Source organism: Micromonospora sp. LOL_015 (assembly GCF_048060275.1).
Classification (GTDB): Bacteria; Actinomycetota; Actinomycetes; order Mycobacteriales; family Micromonosporaceae; genus Micromonospora_E.
Map to the genome: position 1 here is coordinate 1 of NZ_JBHMIO010000200.1, position 395 is coordinate 395.

Annotated in this window: 1 protein-coding gene; it reads right to left on the minus strand. The window is 60.0% G+C overall.

All coding sequences use genetic code 11. The annotated features are described in order from the left end of the window. Positions 1–46: 46 nt before the first annotated feature. Positions 47–355: an ATP-binding cassette domain-containing protein gene (locus ACFHWU_RS29475; RefSeq protein WP_416592349.1), complete on the minus strand. Its 309-nt coding sequence runs from the start codon at positions 353–355 to the stop codon at positions 47–49. Between the last annotated feature and the right edge of the window lie 40 nt (positions 356–395).

Genomic DNA, 395 nt, shown 5'->3' on the forward strand with positions numbered 1-395 from the left:
GCACCCAGCCCAAAACCAGCAGTATTGCCAACAAAACGACCAAAGTTTAGGTCAGTGGCCCAGAGATGATCTTACGAAAATGTAGCCGTTGTCGCGGGTCTAGGCCGACGGTCGGCTCGTCGAGAAGCACTAGATACGGTCTGCCCACGATCGCCCAGGCGATGCCCGCTCGGCGCCGCATTCCGCCCGACAGCTTGCCCATCCGCTTTCGGCGTTGGTCGGCGAGGTCGACCATTTGCAGCACCTCGTCTATGGCGGCGTCCCATGCGCGCGCCGACATTCCCCTCATCCAGGCAGCGTAGGCAACGAAGTCGAATACCGTCATAGTTGGATCGTGACTGGATAGGTTCCTGATCCCGGTGGTGCTGTCTGCTGTGGAGGCTGGTAGGTTGACC